Source organism: Cognatundibacterium luofuense, assembly GCF_018139685.1.
In the GTDB taxonomy this organism is placed as follows: Bacteria; Pseudomonadota; Gammaproteobacteria; order Burkholderiales; family Burkholderiaceae_D; genus Undibacterium; species Undibacterium luofuense.
On record NZ_JAGSPN010000008.1, the window covers coordinates 108763 to 124864 of the forward strand.

General features: G+C 53.3%; 10 protein-coding genes. 7 read left to right on the forward strand and 3 right to left on the reverse strand.

Annotated elements, in window-relative coordinates; genetic code table 11:
* Nucleotides 1-71: 71 nt before the first annotated feature.
* From hutU to hutI, 4 genes are all read left to right on the forward strand, one after another.
* Complete coding sequence (hutU, locus tag KDM89_RS11970) at nucleotides 72-1775, forward strand: urocanate hydratase (RefSeq protein WP_212688167.1); 1704 nt, start codon at nucleotides 72-74, stop codon at nucleotides 1773-1775.
* Between the two features lie 101 nt (nucleotides 1776-1876).
* Entirely contained in the window at nucleotides 1877-3415 is a 1539-nt protein-coding gene (hutH, locus tag KDM89_RS11975; protein ID WP_212688168.1) for a histidine ammonia-lyase, read from the forward strand.
* A gap of 93 nt (nucleotides 3416-3508) precedes the next feature.
* Complete coding sequence (locus tag KDM89_RS11980) at nucleotides 3509-4123, forward strand: HutD/Ves family protein (protein WP_212688169.1); 615 nt, start codon at nucleotides 3509-3511, stop codon at nucleotides 4121-4123.
* A complete protein-coding gene (gene hutI / locus KDM89_RS11985) occupies nucleotides 4123-5340 on the forward strand; it encodes an imidazolonepropionase (RefSeq protein ID WP_438947516.1) in 1218 nt (405 codons plus the stop codon). Before KDM89_RS11980 ends, hutI begins: the two co-directional genes overlap by 1 nt.
* On the opposite strand, the gene KDM89_RS11990 is transcribed toward hutI, so the two are convergent.
* Nucleotides 5328-5564 carry a hypothetical protein gene (locus KDM89_RS11990; protein WP_212688170.1) on the reverse strand — a complete coding sequence of 79 codons (237 nt, stop codon included), beginning with the start codon at nucleotides 5562-5564 and terminating at the stop codon, nucleotides 5328-5330. The genes hutI and KDM89_RS11990 overlap by 13 nt on opposite strands.
* Between KDM89_RS11990 and KDM89_RS11995 the strand changes: the two genes are divergently transcribed.
* The 3 genes from KDM89_RS11995 to KDM89_RS12005 all read left to right on the forward strand — a co-directional run bounded on the left by KDM89_RS11995 (nucleotide 5548) and on the right by KDM89_RS12005 (nucleotide 11445).
* The gene (locus KDM89_RS11995) at nucleotides 5548-9216 is read left to right on the forward strand and encodes a DUF748 domain-containing protein (protein ID WP_212688171.1); all 3669 of its coding nucleotides are present in this window, start codon (nucleotides 5548-5550) and stop codon (nucleotides 9214-9216) included. The two genes, KDM89_RS11990 and KDM89_RS11995, sit on opposite strands and share 17 nt — an antisense overlap.
* Before the next feature lie 184 nt (nucleotides 9217-9400).
* Entirely contained in the window at nucleotides 9401-9793 is a 393-nt protein-coding gene (locus KDM89_RS12000; protein ID WP_212688172.1) for a response regulator, read from the forward strand.
* The gene (locus KDM89_RS12005; RefSeq protein WP_212688173.1) at nucleotides 9793-11445 is read left to right on the forward strand and encodes a diguanylate cyclase; all 1653 of its coding nucleotides are present in this window, start codon (nucleotides 9793-9795) and stop codon (nucleotides 11443-11445) included. The genes KDM89_RS12000 and KDM89_RS12005 overlap by 1 nt, the downstream gene beginning before the upstream one ends.
* 94 nt (nucleotides 11446-11539) lie before the next feature.
* On the opposite strand, the gene parC is transcribed toward KDM89_RS12005, so the two are convergent.
* Nucleotides 11540-13852, reverse strand: coding sequence for a DNA topoisomerase IV subunit A (parC, locus tag KDM89_RS12010; protein ID WP_212688174.1), 2313 nt, complete (start codon nucleotides 13850-13852; stop codon nucleotides 11540-11542).
* Between the two features lie 163 nt (nucleotides 13853-14015).
* Nucleotides 14016-16004, reverse strand: a complete 1989-nt coding sequence (locus KDM89_RS12015; protein ID WP_212688175.1) for a DNA topoisomerase IV subunit B — start codon at nucleotides 16002-16004, stop codon at nucleotides 14016-14018.
* Between the last annotated feature and the right edge of the window lie 98 nt (nucleotides 16005-16102).

Genomic DNA, 16102 nt, shown 5'->3' on the forward strand with positions numbered 1-16102 from the left:
ATTGCAGTCTCTATTCTGCAAAGGCGACATCGCCACCCGAAAAACATCTGTTTCACATCAAGGAGACCTGTATGTCTGACGCACTGATGAATGATCCGCGCTGGGATGCCAGCCGTGAAATCCGCGCACCGCGCGGTGCTGAAAAAGTTTGTAAAACCTGGGTGGCGGAAGCTGCTTACCGCATGATTCAGAATAATCTGGATCCGGCAGTCGCTGAAAATCCTAAACACCTGGTGGTGTATGGCGGTATTGGCCGCGCAGCACGTAACTGGGAATGTTTTGATCAGATTCTGGCATCGCTGAAAGAGCTGGAGGAAGATGAAACCCTGCTGATTCAGTCCGGTAAGCCAGTCGGTGTATTTAAAACCCATGCTGATGCGCCGCGCGTTCTGATCGCGAACTCCAACCTGGTACCAAAATGGGCGAACTGGGAACATTTCAATGAACTGGACCGTAAAGGTTTGTTCATGTACGGCCAGATGACAGCAGGCAGCTGGATTTACATCGGCACGCAAGGGATTGTGCAGGGTACTTATGAAACGTTTGCCGAAGCCGGTCGCCAGCATTTTGGTGGCGAGTGGGGTGGCCGCTGGATTCTGACAGCAGGTCTGGGTGGTATGGGTGGTGCACAGCCACTGGCAGCAACATTCGCCGGCGCAGTATCGCTGAATATCGAGTGTCAGCAATCCAGTATCGACTTCCGTCTGCGCACCCGTTACGTCGACAAACAGGCGAAGGATCTGGATGATGCACTGGCGCTGGTGCGTTATCACTGCGAACGTAAAGAAGCGGTATCGATCGCTCTGTTGGGCAATGCCGCTGAAATTCTGCCGGAACTGGTCAAGCGCGCACAGGCTGGTGGTATGAAGCCGGATCTGGTGACGGATCAGACATCAGCACATGATCTGATTAACGGTTATTTGCCAGCTGGCTGGACTGTTGCGGAGTGGAAATCAGCGCAGCAGGATGTCAGCCGCCATGCAGAACTGACCGCAGCAGCAGCGAAATCCTGCGAAGTTCATGTACAGGCAATGCTGGACTTCCATGCAATGGGTATTCCTACTGTGGATTACGGCAATAATATTCGTCAGGTTGCATTTGATCAGGGTCTGAAAAATGCATTTGATTTCCCGGGTTTTGTACCGGCATATATCCGTCCGCTGTTCTGCGAAGGTAAAGGTCCGTTCCGCTGGGTAGCTTTGTCGGGAGATCCGGAAGATATCCGTAAAACCGATGCCAAGATTAAAGAACTGTTCCCTGAAAACCGCCATGTACATCAATGGCTGGATATGGCTGCGGAACGCATTTCCTTCCAGGGCTTACCAGCGCGTATCTGCTGGCTGGGACTGGGTGAACGCCACCTTGCAGGCCTTGCATTCAACGAGATGGTACGTAACGGCGAACTGAAAGCACCGGTGGTAATTGGCCGAGATCATCTGGATACCGGATCGGTTTCCAGCCCGAATCGTGAAACTGAAAGTATGCGTGACGGTACAGATGCCGTGTCTGACTGGCCTCTGCTGAATGCCTTGCTGAATACGGCAGGTGGCGCGAGCTGGGTTTCTTTACACCATGGTGGCGGCGTTGGTATGGGGTACTCGCAGCATTCCGGTATGGTGATCGTGGCAGATGGCAGCGATGCCGCTGCACAACGCCTTGCCCGTGTGCTGATCAATGACTGCGGTTCCGGCGTCATGCGTCATGCTGATGCTGGCTATGAGCAGGCGATTGCCTGCGCGAAGCGTCAGGGTTTGAAATTGCCAATGATCGGCTGATACAGGCTGATACAGGCTGATGTTTCAGTATCATAAAAACCACTTAAGAAATTCGTAATCACAGTGGCCGGTATGAAGCCGGCCCGGAGACAGGAAACAGTATGACTAGCTTAACTATTCACCCTGGCCAGTTCAGCCTCAGCGATTTGCGCCTGATCTGGAAACAACCGGTACAACTGCAATTGCATCCGGATTCGCGCGCAGCGATCGACGCATCGGCTGCAGCCGTTCGTAAAATTGTTGAAAAAGGGGATGCAGCGTATGGCATTAACACCGGCTTTGGCAAACTGGCAAAAACCCGTATCCCGGATGATCAGTTGGAGTTGTTACAGCGCAATCTGATTTTGTCGCACTCGGTAGGCACCGGTGAGCTGATGAGTGATGAAGTGGTGCGCCTGCTGCTGGCAACAAAAATCGCCAGCTTGTCCCGTGGCGTATCCGGTATCCGCGCATCGGTTATCGACGCGATGATAGCGATGTTCAATGCCGGCATTATGCCTGCTGTGCCGGTCAAGGGCTCCGTTGGTGCTTCCGGCGATCTGGCGCCGCTGTCACATATGACACTGGCGCTGATGGGAGAAGGTCAGGTACGTGTGCATGGTGTTATGCGTCCGGCAATGGAGGCGCTGGCCGCAGCCGGTATTACGCCTGTGGTGCTGGCGGCGAAAGAAGGTCTGGCACTGATTAACGGTACACAAGCATCCACTGCGCTGGCCCTGAATGGCTTGTTCCTGGCAGAGCGTCTGCTGGAAGCAGCAACCATCACCGGCGCTTTATCGGTCGATGCAGCAAAAGGCAGTGATGCGCCATTTGATGCGCGTATCCACAGCAGCCGTGGTCAGCCCGGTCAGATTAAAACAGCCGCGATTTACCGTGAACTGCTGGGTGGTAGCGCGATTCGTCAGTCGCATCTGGTCAATGACGAACGTGTGCAGGATCCTTACTGTCTGCGCTGCCAGCCTCAGGTCATGGGTGCCTGTCTGGATATTATCAATAATGCTGCGCGGACTTTGCTGACAGAAGCCAATGCGGTAACGGATAATCCGCTGGTGTTTGCTGATACCGGAGAAGTGATTTCGGGTGGTAACTTCCACGCGGAACCGGTTGCATTCGCTGCCGACACGCTGGCGCTGGCGATTGCAGAAATCGGCTCGATTTCTGAGCGCCGCATTGCATTACTGATTGATGCATCGATTTCCGGCCTACCACCTTTCCTGGTGCCGTCTTCCGGTTTGAATTCCGGCTTCATGATTGCTCATGTGACTGCAGCAGCACTGGCATCGGAAAACAAATCTCATGCACATCCGTCCAGTGTTGACACTATTCCGACATCGGCGAATCAGGAAGATCACGTCAGTATGGCAACTTACGGTGCGCGTCGTTTGCACGAGATGGCGCACAATACCGCGACCATTGTTGGTATCGAGTTGCTGGCTGCGGCGCAAGGCGTGGATTTCCATGCACCGCTGCAGACTTCCGGCTTGTTGCAACCGGTGGTGCAGCGTCTGCGTCAGGATGTCAGTTTTTATGATAAAGACCGTTTGTTCGCCCCGGATATCGAGGCAGCAAAACAGCTGGTCATCGATGGCGCTCTGAGCGCACATTGCCAATCCCTGTATCAGCACTTGTATCTGGCCTGAGCCGTTGATTGATTAAAACCTGCCGTACTGCAGCTCGCAGCGGCAGGTTTTATTTTTTTGCGGTACATTCAGCGTATTGTGATAAAGGAAATAATGATGCAAATCTGGTCTGAACAGGATTTCCGCACCATGCCCTGGAAGAATGGTGGTGGAAGCACAACGGAATTAGCCATTTACCCACCAGATGCAGGGCTCGATCAGTTTATCTGGCGTCTCAGCACTGCGACGGTCGCAACTGACGGGCCGTTTTCACACTTTGCAGGTATTGAACGCAGCCTCGCTGTTCTGAGTGGTGACGGCATGGATTTATATCTGCACGATACCGGTGATGAGGGCGAGGTCGCAGAGCTCCGTGTCGATAGTGCGCCTTTCCGGTTTAGCGGTGAGACGCCGGTGGTGGCAAAGCTACTTAATGGCATTACCGTTACTGATCTGAACATGATGAGCCGGCGCGAAGTTTGTTCGCATACGATGCTCCGCTTCGGCGAAGGCGACCATTTTGTGCAGGCAGGTGAGGCTCAGCAAATATTGCTGTACTGTCACCGTGGTCAGGTTTCGCTTACTGACGGAACGCTGGTTCGCTCACAACAGTTATTGCTGCAGGAAGAAAACCACGCGCATGAAGGCATCAGTTTGCAATTCACAGCGACGGCAGAAAGCGATATCTGTCTCATTATTATTCGCTTCAGTGCGACAGGAGCAAGCTGATGCAAGTCTGGGATCATCTCTGGCGGAATGTGCATCTGGCGACCATGGATGCGGAGAGCGGTGATGTACACGATGCGGCAATTGCAGTCGCTGACGGAAAAATTGTATGGCTGGGAAAAGAGGCAGATTTAGCTTCCGGCTGGCAGGCAAAACAAGTTACCGATGGTCAGGGGCAATGGATAACTCCGGGATTGACCGATTGCCATACCCATCTGGTCTACGGCGGAAACCGCAGTCATGAGTTTGAGGCAAGGCTGAACGGCGTCAGCTATGAAACGATTGCGAAGCAGGGTGGCGGCATTCGTTTTACTGTGAATGCAACGCGCGCCTCTGACGAAGATGCTTTGTTGCAGGAAGCGATTCCGCGTTTGCGCAGCCTGTTGAATGAAGGTGTCACAACGATTGAAATTAAATCCGGATACGGCCTGAATACGGAAACCGAGCGCAAAATTCTGCGCGTCGCACGGCGGCTCGGAACCATGTTTCCGGTCAGAGTTGTTACTACTTTTTTAGGCGCGCATGCTTTGCCTCCTGAGTTTCACGGACGCGCAGATGACTATATCCGCCATGTCTGTGATGAGATGCTGCCAGCGCTTGCGGCAGAAGGGTTGGTCGATGCTGTGGACGCTTTTTGTGAAAATATCGGATTTACCAGTGCGCAGACTGAGCAGGTATTTATCGCAGCACAGCGACTTGGTTTGCCGGTAAAGCTGCATGCAGAACAATTGTCTGATCAGAATGGCGCAGCACTGACCGCCAGATATCAGGGGTTGTCTGCGGATCATCTTGAATATTTATCGCAGGAAGGCATTGCAGCCATGGCGGCGGCTGGCACAGTCGCTGTGTTACTCCCGGGTGCGTTTTATTATTTGCGTGAAACCAAATTGCCGCCAGTACAGGCTTTACGCGATGCCGGTGTTCCGATTGCACTGGCGACGGACTGCAATCCCGGCACATCGCCGATGACATCCTTATTACTGACCATGAATATGGGCTGCACTTTGTTCAGAATGACGCCGCACGAATGTCTGAAGGCAGTCACCGTAAATGCGGCACGCGCGCTGGGGATGCAGCAGCGGACTGGTATGCTGCGTACCGGTATGGATGCGGATATGGTGCGCTGGGATATTACCCGTCCGGCGGACTTGTCATATCACATTGGCGGTAATTTCATGACCGAGCGGATTTTTCAGGGCGTGCCATCTCAGCGCTTCTGAGCCGGAACGAAATCGTCTTTCGCACAAGTGCCGGCTTGTGGTGAATATTGAAATCTTTTTGACAATCTTTTACGGCAAGCCCCGATAAGCGGGGCTTTTCCTTTTTTGCCTTCGGATTTCACCGCGTATAATGTCAGACAGACATCGGCACCGCCGTAAGCCCTCGTTGCAGCAACGTTGTGGCCAAATTCTTTGTAATGCACACCTATGATTTTTTCCTCCATTTCCTTTGTGAAGCCCGTCATCAACCGTATTTTCCGCCGGCGCTGGGTGCAGATATGTACAGGCTTGCTGTTGCTCTGGAGTATGCTGGGCTGGCTGGCTGTACCATCGATAGTGCGTGCTGTACTGCCAGCACAGGTACTGCAGCACACCGGACGTGTGCTCGAAGCAGGTGATATACGTTTCTCTCCGTTCAGCCTGACGCTGACTATTTCAGATCTTCATTTGAAAGAGGCAGATCAGAAAAACGATGCAATGACGCTGAGTCAGCTGAAACTGAATATTTCTCTGGCATCGGTATGGCATCGTGCATTGGTGGTTGACGGACTGGAGCTTGTTCAGCCACAAGTCCGCATCACGCGTGTACAGCAGGGAAATCACAGTCTTTATAACTTCAGCGATATTCTCGATAAACTTGCAGCGACACCTGCAAGTCCGGAACCGGCACGTTTCGCCCTGCATGATATTCTGATTCACAACGGCACTGTCCGTTACGAAGATCGCTCTGCGGCGCAGACGGCAGTGATTGATACCATAGAACTGGGCTTGCCGTTTATTTCCAGTTTTCCGCATGATGCAGAAACGCATGTTGAGCCTGCCTTGTCTTTTATGCTCAACGGTGCTCCGGTCAGATTTCATGCAAACAGCAAACCTTTTTCCAGCAGTATGGAAAGTCGTCTGGATCTCGGCATACAAACGCTGGATCTGGCCAAATTACAAACCTATCTGCCACTGGCTTTGCCCGTTCGTTTGCAATCAGCAAAACTGGATTCGTCGCTGAGTCTCGTATTTCGTAAGCAGCCTGCGCAAGCGGTGCTGGAAGGCAGTGTGGCCTTGCAGCAGGTACATTTACAAAGTCTTCAGGGCGATGAGCTGCTGCGTTTTGGCGGACTGAAAGCAGAACTCGCGTCAGTGGATTTGCATGGTTTGCAAGGGCATGTAAAGAATCTGCAGATAGATCAGCCGGAAATCTGGCTGACTGCGGATAAAGAGCATGGCTGGAATTGGTTGTCGTTATTGTCATCAGGCAAAAAAATATCTGCACCGGAATCTGTTGCTGATCCCCGTGGGAAAAGCGGCGTCCAGCCGGAAAAAGTGCTGCCACTGTGGAAACTGGACAAAGCCAGTGTGCATAAAGGCAGTCTGCATCTGACGGATAGTCTGATGGCGACTCGTAAAGTGACCAGAGATTTTCAGTGGGACTTGTCTCTGAATGCTTTGAGTACGGCAAAGGATGCCGTACCGGCAGTACTGCAGTTATCGCTGAACGATACTGATCAGGGCAGCCTGAAGCTGGATGCGCAGATTCAACCGGTGGCACAGCAACTGAATGCTCATTTGCAACTCAGCGACTGGCAGATCAGCCCGTATCAGCCCTGGCTTGACCAGGTACTGCGAGCAAAGCTTAGCGGTGCAGTGGATGCCAGTGTGCAGGCGGAATGGCAACCACAAAAATGGTCGGTTCAGCAAAGCGAGCTGCATTTGCATGACATTCAGGTGCAGGGTTCTGTCGGTGATGGCAGTTTTGCACTGACTAGTCTGGATCTGAACGGGATTTCTGCGGACAGCGAACAGCGACAGCTCAAGGCGGAAGCGCTGGCGCTGGATGGCTTGCGTACAGATATTCGTCGTGGAACAGACGGTACCTGGCTGGCAAGCAGGTGGCTTACTGCAGGTGCCGGTACTTCTCAATCTTCCGGCGCGACTGCTGTACAGAACACTTCTTCTGCAAAACCATGGCAGTTACAGCTGGGGCAGATAAGCCTGGCGCAGGCTGCTGTATCTTTCACTGATCAGAGTGTCAGACCGTCGTTCAAAGCGCAGCTCGACCAGCTCAGCTTGCAGGTTTCACAATGGCAGTCTGACCTGAATAAGCCATTGAAGGTAGGTGTTGCAGGCCGCTGGAATCAGAAAGGCAACCTGAAACTGGACGTTGATCTGGGGGCAAAGCTTGCCGATGCGCGTTTTAACGTTGATGCACGTAGTTTGCCTGTTGCTTCGCTGTACCCATATGTTTCGGATTTACTGAATGTAGAAATTACCCAGGGTAATCTGAGCCTGAAAGGTAGTGGTCGTGCCGGTAGTCTGCGAGCAGCACAACCTGAGCTTGCATTCGATGGACAGGTGAAATTGCAAAACTTCCAGATTTTTGAAAATGGCTCGGAGCAGGATTTTCTCGAATGGAAAAATATTACTGCCGACGGTCTGAAAGTGCAGTTTGGCGCACGCAACAGGCAAATTGAACTGGCGACCCTGACATTACAGGATTTCTTCGCACGTGCTGTGCTGTCAGAAAAAGGTAAGCTGAATTTATCCAGTATTCTGGTGCGTAAAACGCCGGAGGCGGCAGTTGCAGACGTATCTGCACCAGCGCAGGTGAATACGACCGCAGCCTCTGCAACATCGGCAACTGCCGCAGTATCTGCGGCGCAGGCAGTGGTCACTAAAACGACGCCACACGTGACACCGGTGATTCGTATTCGTCAGACCCGGATCAGTGGTGGCAATATCAATTTCACGGATCACTTCATTCGTCCGAACTACAAAGCGAATCTGACCGGCGTCAGCGGGACGATAGGCTTGCTGGCATCCGACAGTACGCAACCGGCGACCATAGAGCTTACCGGTAAAGTGGACGATGATGCGCCGTTGCTGGTATCCGGTGCGCTGAATCCGCTGGCGAATCCGATTTTTCTGGATATCAAAGGCAGTACCAATGGACTGGAGCTGACGCGTCTGACGCCGTATTCCGCGAAATATGCCGGTTACGCGATTGAAAAGGGCAAGCTGTCCATGCAGGTGGCTTATCGTATCGAACAACAGCAACTGAAGGCTGAGAATGAAATCGTGCTGGATCAGCTGACGTTTGGTGAGAAAGTGGAAAGCCCTGATGCAACGCGCTTACCTGTCATGCTGGCAGTGGCGCTGCTGCGTGATAATCAGGGGAAAATCGCAATCAATCTGCCGGTATCCGGTTCTTTATCTGATCCGCAATTTTCGGTCAGCAGCCTGATTTTTAAAGTATTCATGAATGTGATTACAAAGGCAGTGACCTCACCGTTTGCTTTACTGGGTTCTTTATTCGGCGGCGGTGAAGAGTTGTCGTTCGTTGGTTTTGAACCGGGGCAGGCGCTGATCGCCGATCCCGCACGTCAGCGTCTTGATCAGCTTGGTAAAGCCTTGCTGGCACGTCAGAGCCTGCATCTGGAAATTACCGGTAAGGCGGATGCATCGACCGATGCTGATGGCGTCAGAGCTGCTGTGCTGGAGCGCCGGTTGCAGGAAGCCAAGTGGCGCGATGCGCTGAAAAAAGATAAGACCATACGGATTGATGACATCACGCTGAGTAAAGAAGAGCGTCATCGTTATCTGGCTGCTTTGTACAGTGAAGCAAGCATCGTTAAACCACGGAATGTACTGGGACTGACCAAGTCACTGCCGGATGAGGAAATGAGCGCAATGCTGAAAGCGGCGATTCCGGTCGATGATGAATCCCTGCGACAACTGGCGCAAAAACGGGCTGATCTGGTACGGGATTATCTGGAAGATGTTGCCGGTGTGCCGCGTGAACGTCTGTTCCTGATTGCACCGCGTATCAACCGTGAATCCAAAGACAGTGATAACTGGCACCGCGTGGATTTTTCGTTGAAGTAATTAACATCATGAGCCCTGTGGTGCGTATGCCGCAGGGTTTGTGGCAACACAAATGACAGGAAGATTGTCTGCACAGCGCCAAGGCTGCAATGCTATGGTTGAAAACAGGCAATCTTCATTGTTTTGGAACCTATCCTGAATTATGCTGGGATAACCAATCTGCATGACAATGAGAGGAATAAGCATGGCCGACAATGGACTGAAACATATTTTGTACGTAGAAGACGACGCGGATATCCGGACAGTCGCGAAAATTTCCTTCGAAATCGTCGGTGGATTTGAACTTAACTGCTGTGCTTCCGGCATGGAGGCACTCCAGCAAATACGCAATGGCTATGTGCCTGACCTGTTATTACTCGATGTCATGATGCCGGTCATGGATGGCCCTACCACTCTGTCTGAGTTGCGTAAGCTGGCACCGACTGCCAATACCCCCATCGTCTTTATGACTGCCAAAGTGCAGTCTGTGGAGCTTGAGTACTACCGTAATCTCGGTGCACTGGGCGTTATCGCTAAACCATTTGATCCGATGGAATTGTCGGCTCAGATCAATGAAATGTGGGCACGTCGTCAGTAATGAATACCCCGAATGATGCTTTGCATGAAAAGTTGCGCGCACTGGAAGCCATTTTTCTGCAAAAACTACCCGGCAAGTGCGAAGAGATTGTCTCCGCACTGGAAAATCTGGCGAGCTGTCCGGACGATACCGGTTTGCAGCATGATTTACACCGCTATCTGCATACGATGGCGGGGTCGGCCGGTACATTCGGATTCGAGGCGCTTGGCCGTCAGGCACGGGTGTACGAAAGCCGTCTGAAACCCTGGTTGAAAGACGGTGTTATGCCTGCGCAGGAATTTGAACAATTCCGTCAGCAATTACGGCAATACATGCGAGCAGTCATTGCGGGTGATACACCGGATGCCGTACCGCAGCCGGAAGATGCCTCCGATATGCTGCAGCCACAAGAGCCGGTACGTGAAAACCGCTTGATTTATCTGGTCGATCAGGATGCTGAACAGCAGCAGGCGATTTCTTCTCAGCTCGAGCATTTCGGTTTTGAAGTCGTCTGGATTGCGCATCCGCGTGAGCTGGCCCGCGCTGTCGGGACGCGCCGTCCGGATGCGATTGTGATCGAACTCAGTTTCCCTGATGATCAGCATGCCGGTGCGGAAGAAATCCGCAGGCTGGAACAATTACAGCGCTTCCGTATTCCGACCATTTTTATTTCAGCCTCGCCGACATTCGCATCCCGTATGCTGGCAGTGCGGGCACATGGTGACGGCTATTTTACCAAGCCGGTGGATGTGGTTGGACTGACTGACAGGATAGAAGCGCTGCTGCGTCGCGAAAGCCATACCGGTTACCGCGTCATGATTATTGATGATGATGTGGTCACAGCACGTTACTACAGCACGGTGCTGCGCAATGCGGGTATGGAAGTGCATTTGCTGCATGATCCGGCGCAGGTGCTGGCGGCAATCAGCGATTTCCGGCCTGAACTGATCTTAATGGATATTTATATGCCAGTTTGCAGTGGCATCGAATTATCCAAGCTGATCCGCCAGGATAATTCTTATGTCGATATCCCGATTGTGTTTTTGTCCAGCGAAGTCGACCCTGAGCGTCAGCTGGATGCTGTACGTGCCGGTGCAGATGACTTCATCGCAAAGCCAGTCAGGGCGGAATATCTGGTATCGTCGGTTGTCAGCCGTGCGGAACGCTACCGTACTCTGCGTGCGCTGATTATGCGTGATGGCCTGACCGGCTTACTGAATCACTCGGCGATTAAAGAACGCCTGCAGTCGGAAATGTTGCAGGCGAAGCGTCACCGTAGTCCGCTGGCGCTGGCGATGATTGATCTGGACAGCTTTAAGAAAATCAATGACAGCTACGGTCATGGCACCGGTGATCAGGTCTTGCGCACGCTGGCGCGCTTGCTGCAGCAGCGTTTGCGTCGTACCGATATCGTTGGTCGTTACGGTGGTGAAGAGTTCGCCGTGATTTTTCCGGATACATCTGCAGTCAAAGCCCGTGCCGTGCTGGATGAAGTGCGTCAGGCGTTTGGTCGTATCAGTCAGCATGCCGAAAATGGCAGCTTCCACGTCACGTTTTCTGCGGGTATTGCTGACCTCGGTCAGGCCAGTGATGCGGATGCCTTGTTTGAAGTTGCTGATGCCGCGATGTATGTGTCCAAGCAAACCGGACGCAACCGGATTACGCTGGCATGAAGTCCTGACACCACGTCATCCTGCAAACAAAAATGCCGCTGATGTTCAGCGGCATTTTTAATTTCAGAACGGATATCCGGCATTTAATCTTCAATCAGATGCGGAGTAAAAACTGCGCCTTGATTTTGGAATCCAGCGGCTTCCCTTTTTTCGCCCGCTTGCCCAGATGGATTTGCAGTGCGCTGTTGGCGATAAGCACTTCCTGCGGCTTGGCACCACGGCCGATACCGGTGATACGCACACCTTTGTCAGTTACGGTTTGCACCAGCAACAGGGCTTCTTTATCTTCCAGATCCATCAGTATCACACCACGGCCGCCACTGGACAGCGCTTTAACTTCCGCCAGCGGGAATACCAGCAAACGCCCGTTGCCGGACAGGCAGGCAACTGCGCTGTCTTCGGCGGCAATCACGACCGGCGCGAACAGCGTTGCATCGTCATCCAGCGTGATAAAGGCTTTACCGGATTTATTACGGCTGATCATGTCACCGGCTTTGGCTGTGAAGCCGACACCGGTACTGGAGGCGATCAGCAAGCCGGTGTCCGCAGCGCCCGCAAAGTAATGCAGGATGCGGGTGCCGCTTGCCAGATCAATCAGCGTAGTGACCGGTACGCCGTCGCCGCGTGCGCCGGGCAGGGCGGATACTGCAACAGAATACACACGGCCATTCGAACCGAATACCAGCAACTGATCGACAGTACGGCATTCAAAAGTGCCGTACAGGCTGTCACCGGCTTTGAAGCTGAACTGAGCCGGATCATGGCCGTGTCCGGTACGTGCGCGTACCCAGCCCTTTTCGGAAATGACGACCGTGACCGGTTCATCCACCACTTTCTGTTCTACCGATGCTTTCGCTGCTTCTTCGATCAGTGTGCGGCGCGCATCGCCGAATTGTTTGGCATCCGTTTCGATTTCCTTGATGATCATTTTTTTCATCGAGGCCGGATTGTCCAGTAAATCATGCAGCGTGGCTTTTTCTTTACGCAGTTCAGCCAGTTCCTGCTGAATCTTGATCGCTTCCAGACGCGCCAGCTGACGCAGACGGATTTCCAGAATATCTTCTGCCTGACGATCCGATAAACGGAAAGCCGCGATCAGCGCCGGTTTCGGTTCATCCGATTCGCGGATAATGCGGATCACTTCATCGATATTCAGCAGCACCGCTTCGCGGCCTTCGAGAATATGGATGCGGTCATCCACTTTGCGCAGACGGAATCCGGTGCGGCGGGTCACGGTAGCGAAGCGGAACTGTATCCACTCTTGCAGGATATGGCTCAGTGCCTTCTGACGCGGACGACCATCCTGACCAATCATCACCAGATTGATCGATGCAGAGCTTTCCAGCGAGGTATGCGCCAGCAGGATTTGCATGAATTCAGTCTGATCCAGATTTTTGGATTTCGGCTCAAATACCAGGCGTACCGGTGCATCTTTGCCGGATTCATCGCGCACGGTATCCAGCACCGACAAAATCATTTGCTTCAGTGATACCTGATCCGGCGACAGCGTTTTCTTGCCGGTTTTGATTTTCGGATTGGTGATTTCCTCAATCTCTTCCAGCACTTTTTGCGACGAAGTACCCGGTGGCAGTTCAGTCACGACCGCTTGCCACTGACCACGCGCCAGTTCTTCTATCTTCCAGCGGGCGCGCACTTTCATGCTGCCGCGACCGGTCGCATACATCTCTGCCAGCGTAGCCGCCGGTGTGATGATCTGGCCGCCGCCCGGGAAATCCGGCCCCGGTACCAGCTGCATTAATTCTTCATGGGTAATGGCCGGATTTTTGATCATGGCCACGGTCGCCTTGGCGACTTCGAGCAGATTGTGCGACGGGATTTCCGTCGCCAGACCAACTGCAATACCGGATGCGCCGTTCAGCAGCACGAAAGGCAGGCGCGAAGGCAGCAAACGCGGTTCCTGCGTGGTGCCGTCGTAGTTGGCCTGAAAATCGACGGTGCCCTGATCAATTTCATCCAGCAATAAACGGGAAATCGGTGTCAGACGGGCTTCGGTGTAACGCATCGCCGCTGCGCCGTCGCCGTCGCGTGAGCCGAAGTTACCCTGACCATCAATCAGCGGATAACGCAGCGAGAAATCCTGCGCCATCCGCACCAGTGCATCGTAGACTGACTGATCGCCGTGCGGATGCAGCTTACCGAGTACGTCACCGACCACCGCCGCCGATTTGCGCGGTTTGGCGGTGGAGGCAAGGCCGAGTTCATGCATTGCATACAAAATGCGGCGCTGTACCGGTTTCTGGCCGTCGCAAACGTCGGGCAGGGCGCGGCCTTTGACCACGGAAATGGCGTAATCCAGATAAGCGCGTTCGGCAAAGCTGGCCAGCGTCAGGGCTTCGCCGTCTGACGGTGGTTCTGTCTGTTCAAATAAATTCGCTTGTTCGCTCATGGTAGCTATCTTTATACAGCCGCAAAAAACGGCTGAAAAAACCTAAAACAGGGGGGGTATCCGCGATTTTCGCCTGATTGTCGGCAAGAATACTGGGCGTTTAAAAATACCCCCGGGGGTATATTTTGGCCTCCGGAGCACCTTTGCAGGCATTCCGGCGGCGTTAAATGTCTGCTTCGACCGCGTTACCGAACTCTTCCAGCCACGCACGGCGCGCTGCTGCTTCGGTTTTACCCATCAGCATATTGAAGCGGTTTTCGGAAAAACTCTGATCAAATTCACCCAGTGCCACCGGCAGCAGGCGGCGGGTATCCGGATTCATCGTGGTTTCCCACAGTTGTTCCGCATTCATTTCACCCAGACCTTTGAAGCGCGAAATACTCCACGCACCGTCTTTCACGCCATCTTTGCGCAGTTTGTCTTCGATCGCAGTCAGTTCGCCTTCATCCAGCGCATACAGTTTTTGTGCCGGTTTTTTGCCACGCGCCGGTGCGTCGACACGGAACAGCGGCGGACGCGCGACGCAGATATGGCCGCGTGCAATCAGTTGCGGGAAATGGCGGAAGAACAGCGTCAGCAGCAAGACCTGAATATGCGAGCCATCGACGTCCGCATCAGACAGGATACAAATTTTGCCGTAACGCAGATTCGATAAATCCGGATTGTCCTGTGTGCCATGCGGATCCACGCCGATCGCCACGGCGATATCGTGAATCTCATTATTCGCAAACAAGCGGTCGCGCTCGGTTTCCCAGGAATTCAGCACCTTGCCGCGCAAAGGCAGAATCGCCTGAAACTCTTTATCGCGGCCCATTTTGGCGGAACCACCGGCGGAATCACCCTCGACCAGAAATAATTCATTGCGGGTGATGTCGTCAGATTCGCAATCGGTCAGCTTGCCCGGTAACACGGCAACGCCGGAGGATTTTTTCTTCTCAACTTTTTGCGCAGAACGCAGACGCGACTGCGCTTGCTTGATGACTAATTCAGTCAGCTTTTTACCCAGATCCACATGCGCATTCAGCCACAGTTCCAGCGCAGGTTTGACGAATGCGGATACCAGACGCACCGCATCGCGCGAATTCAGGCGTTCTTTGGTTTGTCCCTGAAATTGCGGGTCCAGCACTTTGGCGGACAATACAAACGAGACACGGGCAAACACGTCTTCCGGCAACAGCTTCACGCCCTTAGGCAGCATGGAATGCATTTCAGCAAAACTTTTCACCGCGCCGTACAAACCATCGCGCAGACCGGATTCATGCGTACCGCCGCTCGGTGTCGGAATCAGGTTCACATACGATTCGCGGAATACACCGCCTTCTTCGGTCCACGCCACCACCCACGATGCACCTTCGCCTTCGGCAAAACCTTCGCTGTCCGAGCTGGCGAACTGTTCGCCTTCAAACAGCGGGATTACAGTTTCGGTCTGATTCTGCTGCGCCAGTGCTTCGGTCAGATAACCGCGCAAGCCCTGATCATATTGCCAGACCTGGGTTTCGCCGGTTTTCGCGTGAGTCAGGCTGACTTTGACGCCCGGCAGCAATACCGCTTTGGAACGCAGCAAACGTTGCAGTTCGCCGAGCGGAATATTCGCTGAATCAAAATACTGCGCATCCGGCCAGACCGTGACGCGGGTACCGTTTTTCTTATCGCCGCGCGGAATCGGCTGGGTGCGCAGCGGTTCAATCACATCACCGCCCGCAAAGGTCAGCAAATGCAGGCCTGCATCGCGCCAGACCATGATTTCTAAACGCTTAGACAGCGCATTCGTTACCGACACGCCGACACCGTGCAAACCGCCGGAGAAAGCGTAAGCGCCGCCGGAACCTTTATCGAATTTACCGCCGGCATGCAGACGGGTGAACACGATTTCCACCGTCGGCACACCTTCTTCCGGATGCAGCCCGACCGGAATACCGCGGCCATCGTCTTCGATGCTGACGCTGCCATCGGTGTTCAGCGTGACCTGAATGTGTTTGCAATAGCCACCGAGCGCTTCGTCGGAAGCATTGTCGATCACTTCCTGAATGATATGCAGCGGATTTTCGGTACGGGTGTACATGCCCGGACGCTGTTTCACCGGCTCCAGTCCTTTCAGGACGCGGATCGACGATTCACTGTAATCAGATGTTGTATTTTTCTTCGTTGCCATGCAGGTTGAAATCGTTGGATTAAGCAAAATTTGAGCAAAACTGCGTGCAGGCTTGCATTTTTTTGTCAGAAGGATACGTTTCGATGTATGCTCTCTGA

Excerpts from the sequence above, each read along its gene's own strand:
- hutU (WP_212688167.1), top strand. The coding sequence starts at position 72 with ATGTCTGACGCACTGATGAATGATCCGCGCTGGGATGCCAGCCGTGAA.
- hutH (WP_212688168.1), top strand. The coding sequence starts at position 1,877 with ATGACTAGCTTAACTATTCACCCTGGCCAGTTCAGCCTCAGCGATTTG.
- KDM89_RS11980 (WP_212688169.1), top strand. The coding sequence starts at position 3,509 with ATGATGCAAATCTGGTCTGAACAGGATTTCCGCACCATGCCCTGGAAG.
- hutI (WP_438947516.1), top strand. The coding sequence starts at position 4,123 with ATGCAAGTCTGGGATCATCTCTGGCGGAATGTGCATCTGGCGACCATG.
- KDM89_RS11995 (WP_212688171.1), top strand. The coding sequence starts at position 5,548 with ATGATTTTTTCCTCCATTTCCTTTGTGAAGCCCGTCATCAACCGTATT.
- KDM89_RS11990 (WP_212688170.1), bottom strand. The coding sequence starts at position 5,564 with ATGGAGGAAAAAATCATAGGTGTGCATTACAAAGAATTTGGCCACAAC.
- KDM89_RS12000 (WP_212688172.1), top strand. The coding sequence starts at position 9,401 with ATGGCCGACAATGGACTGAAACATATTTTGTACGTAGAAGACGACGCG.
- KDM89_RS12005 (WP_212688173.1), top strand. The coding sequence starts at position 9,793 with ATGAATACCCCGAATGATGCTTTGCATGAAAAGTTGCGCGCACTGGAA.
- parC (WP_212688174.1), bottom strand. The coding sequence starts at position 13,852 with ATGAGCGAACAAGCGAATTTATTTGAACAGACAGAACCACCGTCAGAC.
- KDM89_RS12015 (WP_212688175.1), bottom strand. The coding sequence starts at position 16,004 with ATGGCAACGAAGAAAAATACAACATCTGATTACAGTGAATCGTCGATC.